Here is a 7,356-nt window from a genome sequence, read left to right on the forward strand (position 1 = left end):
TCAAGCACTATGAGTAGAATCGCGGTGGCGCAAAGGAAACTGGACCAAGTCAACCGGGCGCAGGAACTGCAAGACCTGGGCTTTCCGCCTGGCAATCGCATCGAACGCCTCAAAGGTAACCGCATGGGACAGCACAGCATCTACCTCGTGAGTCTCGATCCGGCGTTGGGCAGAGAGATCAAGAAGGCCCGTACAACGCGAGGCGCCGACAGTCGACGGCTCCCCGGCATTGATCGGGCGGATCGTTGCGCCGGGGAGCCGTCCTGATGTCCGCGAACTCGCTGACCGCGGGCTCTCCCGCGATGGCAATCAGGGGGCCTAGTACTCCTCGATCTGCACTCTCGAGCGCATCACGGCCTCGCTGATGTCTCCCGCGGAGTAGCTCTTCAGGTCCTGGGCCTTCGCCTTGACGATCACGCGCGTGATCTCCTTCTCCTTTGAGAAGGTCAGCTTCTGCATGTAGCCGGCAATCAGGAACCACTCGCCATCGCGGATGATCGTCATGGTCTCGCCATAGTCGAGGAGCACCTGGACCAGCTCCTCCTTGCCCGCCTCGAAGCGCTTCTGGCGATCGTGTTCGATCTCGATGAGCCGCTTCTCCCGATCGCCTTCCTTGTCGTCCTTGCGCGGCTTGCCGGGCGTGTCGATCTTCTTCGACTTCTTGATGACGATATATTCATTCCCCTCATCGTCCACCTTGGTCTCGAAGACATCGTTCAGGCCCATGAGCGTCGCGCCGAGATCGAATCCGTCGCTTGTCAGCGAAGCCTCGAAGCCGAAGATCGCGCCATACCCGTCGAGGTAGAGGCCGTGCGTGTTCTCGGACCCGTGCACGAGGAAGTTCGGGCTGTCGATGAGGACCTTGTCGATGATGCGCTCCATGACTCCGATCTGCCGGAGCATCTTGCTGGACGCCGGGGAGTCCTGAGACCAGACCGGCCCGCAGATCAATCCCAACAGGGCCGTCGACGCGATGCCAAGGATGGCGATGCCGCCCTTGCTGATGCCGCTATGATATCTCGACCTCATCTGATTACTCCTTCCCCAGGTGTGATGGTTGAATCGACGGCCTGCGCGGCGGAGCCTCCACCCAGAGACCCTACGATTCTATCGATGTTCGAGCGACTGCGGAGCCTCTCTTCGAGAAGCCCGACGTTGAGCGCCTCGATGCGCGACCGCAGCTCGTTGTAGTCCTCGGTCTGACGATCGACGACGTCACCCAGGCTCGCCTGGAGGTAGCCAGCCACCTGCTGGTCCCTCTGGCGCGCGTAGTCGTTCAGGAGCGCGACGACCGCCTGGATCATACCGGTCGAGTAGGCGTCGAACTCCTCCTTCGTGAAGTAGGGAACTCGCTCGTCAGCCTGCTGCGCGCTCGCGCGCCCGCCGGGCTCGAGCGTTCCTTCCCGTCCCATCCGCGAGCTCGCCAGGGGACCCGACGCCGGATCGAGACGGGAGAGATCGCCGTCCCGGGCCGCTGGCGACTGCCCCCGCTCGAAGCCGAAGGCGAATCCCGCATCCGTCCTCGTGACGCGGAAACCGCTCACCGCGAGAACGGCGACCAGGCACGCGGCGACGCTTACGGCCCATGGAGTCGCGGTAAGCACTCCGCGCAGCCGCGCCGCCCAACCTACCCGGCCGGGGACCGCGACGGGGCGCGACTCTACGCCGGCGTCGTCGTCGACAAAGACGAACCGCGGGGGCTGATCGGTCACGTCCCAGGTCCCCAGAAAGGATCGAGAGGCGACCAGGTCTTCCCAGTGGGCGCGCAGTTCGTCGTCCTCCTCGATGAGCCGCCTGAGCATGCGCTCCTCGTCGCCCGAGAGCTCCCCATAGAGGAGGGCGACAAGTTTCTCGAGACGTGGATCGAGGGGATTCTCCGTCATCTCGCCGCGCCTCCCGTCCCTCATCTCCTCGCGCCTCTTGTCTGTCATCTCGTTGTGCCTCCCTCGGGGCGGATCCGCGCTCGCGCCCCGCCTTCGATCATCCGGCGGCCGCGCCGTCCATGATCCGTTCCCGCGCTCAGCCGGCCCCCTGCTCGCCAAGCATCCTTCGCACCGAACGCAGGCCGTAGAAGATCCTTGTGCGGACCGTCGCCGCCGGGACTCCCGTGATCTCCCCGATCTCCTCCGAGCTGAACCCGTGATACTCGCGAAGCATGATGGCCCACCTCTGTTCCTCCGGGATCTTGCCGAGAATCGCCTCCGCGGTACGCATCATGACCCCCCGCTCCATCGCGGCGTGCGTGCGGTTCTGCTCTGCCATCTGCATGGCGAAGGGCCCGCTCTGCTGATCTTCCGCATCGATGGATCGAACCTCCGTCCTGCTCCTCGGGGAGCGGAACCGGTCTCTTATGAGATTGAGGGCGATGTGATGCAGCCATGCCTTGAACTTGCCCCCCTCCCGCAACTTCTTAATCTGCAGATAGGCCTTGAGCAACGCCTCCTGGCAGATGTCCCTCGCGTCCTCGCTGTTGCCCAGGTTCCTAAGCGCGAAGCGATAGATGCTGGTCTCCCAGCGCGCGGTCAGCTGGTTGAAGGCCTGCGTGTTTCCCTGCTGCGTCAATGAGACGAGCTGTTCGTCGCTCAGGGAGTCCAACCCGCTCCTCCTGCCGCCGGCGATCCGGATCTGCCGTATGTCGGTGGGTCCATTCGACCGGAGGGTAGACCGTCTTCGTCTGTCTGTCCCGGAGGATGGTTCCTCAACCGCGTGTACCCGGCTAGACGCCGAGGGGCGTTCCCTCGTTCAAAGTCATCGGCGAGCGCGAAGGCCCGCGCAGGAGGGGCTGCGGCCGATCGACATGCCGGGGGGGGACAGTCAACGCAATATAGGACAACAGGTTAGGCACAGTCCTCGACCGGCCGCCCCGGGTCTTGTCGGGGTGCGCCGATGCAAACGGTCGGCCTGGCGGAGCGGTCGCCTCAGGAGAACAGATCCGACTGCCCCGACCAGACCTGGTCCCACCTCTTCCCCAGGCAGGAAAGGACAGCCTCCGCGATCGGCCGGATCTGTTTCTCGATGTAATGCTCGTAGTCGAGGGGGTTGCGAGCCCCGTCCGCGGGCTCCGGTCCCGCGGTCGTCATGACGTAGTTCACGAGCCTCCCCTCGCGCTCCGTCATCTGCCTGGCCGCCTTCACATGAGGGGGAGTCGTCTTCGTGTACTTCTCCGGCTCCTTTCTCAGAGCCTTGGTATAGACCAGATCGGCGTCGCGGCGGCCGGTCCGGATCTCTTCGACCATGGACCGGATAAACTCCTCGACCGGCTCGTCGCGGAAGACGCGCCAGAGGAGATCGTGCTGGAAGCGCTTCGCCAGCTCCGTCCAATCCCTCCTGGCCGATTCGAGCCCCGTGAAGACGATCTCCTCCTGGTCTCCACGGACGATCAATCCCGCATAGCGCTTCTTGCTCCCTTCCCGGGAGTGCCTGAGACCGGGCAGGAAGAAGCGGTCGTAGAGCCTCTCGAACTGCAGGAATAGCCTGCTCTCGACGCCGTAGGCCTCCCTCAGGTGTCGCGCGAGCGCCTCGTTCGCCCGCGCCGCGAGCCGCTTCCCCAAGGCGAGAGCCTCCTCTCGGCTCCCCGCTCCGCTCGCGATGAAGAGCGAGTCGGTATCCCCGTAGAGGACGCGAAATCCCTCATCCTCCATGAACCTCTTCGTCCAGAGCAGAATCGTCTGACCGAAGCGGGTGATCGCGTTCGCTGTCGGCGGCGAATGGAAGCGGCAGCGGGGCGTTCCCAGCACCCCATAGAAGGAGTTCATCAGGATCTTGTAGGCCGTCGAGCCGATCGCGTCTCCGCGGGCCCTCGCCTGCTCCCGCTCGGGGAAGAATCTCTCGAGAAGCTCCGGCAGGATCCCTCCCCCTCGACGGAAGAAGGCCCCGTTCGGCGCCCGGATCAGGCCCTCCCCGCCGGCCGGATCGGGGACATGAGAGAGCGGATCGGGGACATGAGAGAGCGGATCGAGATGAAAGGTCAGGATGATGCTCGGATAGAGGCTGCGGTAATCGAAGACGAGGATCCTCTCATAGAAGCCCGGCTCCGCGTCCAGGACGTACCCTCCGGTCGTCGGCTCGACCGGCGCCTCCGCGTCCACGCTCGGCGCGACCATGCCACGCTTTCGCAGCTCGTGAAGGTAGAGAAAGTCGAACGACGCGATCGACGCGCCGACCCGGTCGAGCGGCATGCCGGTGAGAAGGCTCCTCTGGATCGCGAGAGGAACGAGCCGCAGCTTTTCGATGATCTCGTATGCGAGTCGCGCGTCGGTCAGGTTGTAGGCGACGAACTTCCCGACATCTTTCTTGTGCGCGGCTTCGATCCAGGAGGCGCGGCCCGGGGCCGCGCTCAGCTTCCCTTCGCCGAGCACCTTCCGGGCGGCGGTCTCGAGCTTGTAGTCCTGGAGCCGCACGAAGGCGCCGCGCAGGAGCGCCACTCCGTCCAGAGCCACGCGGCCGGGGATGGATGCGCGCGAGGAGCCCCAGAACGACCGATCGACCCGGATCGAGCAGCGGAGATCGGCGCGCCCTATGTGGAAGGGGATGCCGAGCGCCCTGCAGCGGGTGTCGAGGAATGACAGGTCGAAGTCGATCAGATTCCATCCGACCAGGATGTCCGGATCAACGGCGCGGATGCGGGCGATCGCGCCGCGGAGGAGGCTCGATTCATCCGCATAACCGGCCGCTTCCGGCGGGAGCGGTCCGCCGCCGGGATCGATCAGGTGGACCTCCCGGATCTTCTCGCCATAGAGACCCACGGAAAGCAGCCCGGTCACCGCGGCATCGGTCTCTATGTCGACAGAAAGCACGTCGAGCTGCGGGGTCCACTCCGCCGGGAAGAGCTCGACGTCCTCGAAGATCCGATCCACGAGCCGGCCGCGGCGGGAGGGCCCCTCGATGCGCATGGCTCCGCGCAGCCCCCGATCGATCAGGAAGCGGGTCGCGAACGGGATGTCCGCCTCGAGACAGGCGATTCCGGCGGAGGCGAGTCGATCGCGGATCGCGGGCGTGTCGGGCGGGGTCGGGACGGTCACCCGCGCCACCGGTTCCCCTTTCATCGAGATCAGCTCGGTCGGCGCGAACTCGACACCGGTCCCCAGGAGGGAGAGAGAGCGCGCGGAGTCCGCTTCGCGGATGAAGAAGTGGGGGCGTGTCCGGCCATCGCGGACGACGAAGCTCTCCCCCGTGTCGAGCGCGCCGAAGAGATGGACTACGGCGCGCCCGCTCTCGATCCGGTAGGTCGGATGGAGAAGGAAACCTAGTGGCATCGGGGCGGAGTCGACCCCCGTGGCGGAAGACCCCGAGGCTGTGTCCGAACGGCTGGAGCCCCTCCCGTCGTGCCCGTCTAGGCCTCCTTCTTGGCCTTCTTCTCGGCCCTCTTCTCCATCAGGCTCTTCTTGGCCTTCTTCTTCGTCTCCTTCTTGACATCCTTTTCTTTGCCCATCGAATCCTCCTTCGTTCCGCGGCTCTCCGGTTTGGAGCCCGCGTCTCTGCGCTCAGTCTTAGCACGGGGAAGGTGCATCGGCAAGCCGCGGGGATGGCCGGGGGACAACAAGAGCCCTCCCCTCCTGAGGGAGGGGAGGGCCAGAGGAGGCGCGCCGCCGGATCGAGTCCGGCGACGCGGGCGCGGCCTTACAACCCGACCACCTTGGGAAGCTCGTCCCGATCGAGAAGGTCGCGGATCTTCTCGAGGAGCTTGCGAGGGCTGAACGGCTTCGTGATGTAGTCGTCCGCCCCGGCCTGGAGCCCGACCTCGCGGTCGACGGCGCGTCCCTTGGCGGAGAGCAGGATCACCGGGATGCCCTTGAGCTGCTCGTCCTGACGCAGCCGGCGGCAGACCTCGTAGCCGTCCATCTTGGGCATCATGATGTCGAGGACGACCAGATCGGGCCGCTCCTGCTCGATGAGCCGCATGGCCTCCTCTCCGTCGGCCGCGGTGAGGACCTGGTACCCCTCCATGGTGAGGCTGAACTCGAGTATGTGGACGATGTAGATCTCGTCATCGACAACAAGGATGCGTTTGCGATCCACCGGTTCCTCCAGGTTCTCAGTCTCCGCGCCGTTCCCAGACAACGACGCTGCCCGGCCGGCTCTTGCCGTAGCGCTTCAGCTCGGCGGCGATGTCGGAGAGCTGGCCGATGTGGGTGATGACCCTGCCGATGCTGGTCACGCCGGCGATGGTCACGGTCATGAGGGGTATCTTGGTGAGGACATTCTGGCGGTTCGTCGTCATCACGAATCCCCGCTCGCGGTCCTCTTCGGAGTAGAAACTCGGCACCTTCTCGTCGAACTCCCGGACGATCTCCGCGGCGACTGCGCGCGCGTGCTCCGGCGTCGAGAAGGCGACGAAGTCGTCGCCTCCGACGTGACCGACGAAGTCCTCCTTGCTGCCGTACTTCGCCACCGCGCCGAGGATCACCGAGGCGGTCCATCGAATCACATCGTCTCCGGCCTGGTAGCTGTAGTAGTCGTTGAAGGCCTTGAAGTGGTCGAGGTCGATGTAGAGGAACGCGAACTCCGCGCCCGACTCGATCCTCTGGGTCGCCGCCGCCTCGATCGCGGCGTTCCCGGGGAGGCCTGTCAGCGGATTCGCCTGGCGCTGCAGCCTGCTCCACTGCAGGATGTTGCGCATCCGCGCGAGCAGCTCCTCGCGCGAGTGCGGCTTGGTCAGGTAGTCGTTTGCTCCGACATCCAGACCGGCGACCTTGTCCTTCAACCCGCCGAGGGCGGTGAGCATGATCACCGGGATCTGGCTCGTGAGGAAGTTCGCCTTCAGTCGCCTGCAGACCTCCGACCCGTCCATCCGGGGCATCATCACATCGAGGAGAACGAGATCGGGGGGCCTGGACCGGACGCTCTCGAGTCCCTGGATGCCGTCCTCCGCCGTCTCGACTTCGTAGCCCGCATGCTCGAGCTGGAGCTTGAGAACCTTCCTCAGCGAGTCCTCGTCTTCAACGATCAAGATTCTCTCGTGGCTCATGATCCCGCGCTCCGATGTCTATGCCAGGGCCCGCGCTTTTCCCCGCGTATCGGCATTCCCGACCGCACGCGTTAGCGCCCAGGCGGTTCCTCGGCACCGAGAAGATAGGCAATCGCCATGCCAGAGTGGATCCTTGGGCCGGATGCGCCTCGCGCCCGGAGACCGCGGCGAATCCGGCGACTCTAGAACACCGGGGGCGCGCGGGCGTTCCTGCCCGCTTGCGAAGTGCCATGCTCCGCGATTCCTCGTGGCGGTTTGCATGAGCGCGACCTCGCTGCGTTGAAGCGTGCGATTCGCTCGACCACGCCAAGATCGGAGGCGCGGCTGGGGGTTTTCGCCCGGTGAGGGGACCGGCGGGGCCCATCCTCCTCGCGGGGCGCCTGCTCGCC

Annotated in this window: 6 protein-coding genes; all 6 read right to left on the minus strand. The window is 65.3% G+C overall.

Annotated features, from left to right (window positions below):
- Positions 1 to 318 precede the first annotated feature (318 nt).
- Entirely contained in the window at positions 319 to 1,029 is a 711-nt protein-coding gene (locus tag FJY88_10255) for a hypothetical protein (GenBank protein MBM3287713.1), read from the minus strand.
- The gene (locus tag FJY88_10260) at positions 1,026 to 1,931 is read right to left on the minus strand and encodes a hypothetical protein (protein ID MBM3287714.1); all 906 of its coding nucleotides are present in this window, start codon (positions 1,929 to 1,931) and stop codon (positions 1,026 to 1,028) included. Before FJY88_10260 ends, FJY88_10255 begins: the two co-directional genes overlap by 4 nt.
- A gap of 88 nt (positions 1,932 to 2,019) precedes the next feature.
- Positions 2,020 to 2,634 carry an RNA polymerase sigma factor gene (locus FJY88_10265; GenBank protein ID MBM3287715.1) on the minus strand — a complete coding sequence of 205 codons (615 nt, stop codon included), beginning with the start codon at positions 2,632 to 2,634 and terminating at the stop codon, positions 2,020 to 2,022.
- Between the two features lie 284 nt (positions 2,635 to 2,918).
- Entirely contained in the window at positions 2,919 to 5,255 is a 2,337-nt protein-coding gene (locus FJY88_10270; GenBank protein MBM3287716.1) for a DNA polymerase II, read from the minus strand.
- Between the two features lie 364 nt (positions 5,256 to 5,619).
- Entirely contained in the window at positions 5,620 to 6,018 is a 399-nt protein-coding gene (locus FJY88_10275) for a response regulator (GenBank protein MBM3287717.1), read from the minus strand.
- Positions 6,019 to 6,034: 16 nt separating this feature from the next.
- The gene (locus FJY88_10280; GenBank protein MBM3287718.1) at positions 6,035 to 6,967 is read right to left on the minus strand and encodes a response regulator; all 933 of its coding nucleotides are present in this window, start codon (positions 6,965 to 6,967) and stop codon (positions 6,035 to 6,037) included.
- Between the last annotated feature and the right edge of the window lie 389 nt (positions 6,968 to 7,356).

It is taken from the genome of Candidatus Eisenbacteria bacterium, from assembly GCA_016867495.1.
Lineage (GTDB): Bacteria > Eisenbacteria > RBG-16-71-46 > CAIMUX01 > VGJL01 > VGJL01.

Excerpts from the sequence above, each read along its gene's own strand:
- FJY88_10260 (MBM3287714.1), bottom strand. The coding sequence starts at position 1,931 with ATGACAGACAAGAGGCGCGAGGAGATGAGGGACGGGAGGCGCGGCGAG.
- FJY88_10255 (MBM3287713.1), bottom strand. The coding sequence starts at position 1,029 with ATGAGGTCGAGATATCATAGCGGCATCAGCAAGGGCGGCATCGCCATC.
- FJY88_10280 (MBM3287718.1), bottom strand. The coding sequence starts at position 6,967 with ATGAGCCACGAGAGAATCTTGATCGTTGAAGACGAGGACTCGCTGAGG.
- FJY88_10270 (MBM3287716.1), bottom strand. The coding sequence starts at position 5,255 with ATGCCACTAGGTTTCCTTCTCCATCCGACCTACCGGATCGAGAGCGGG.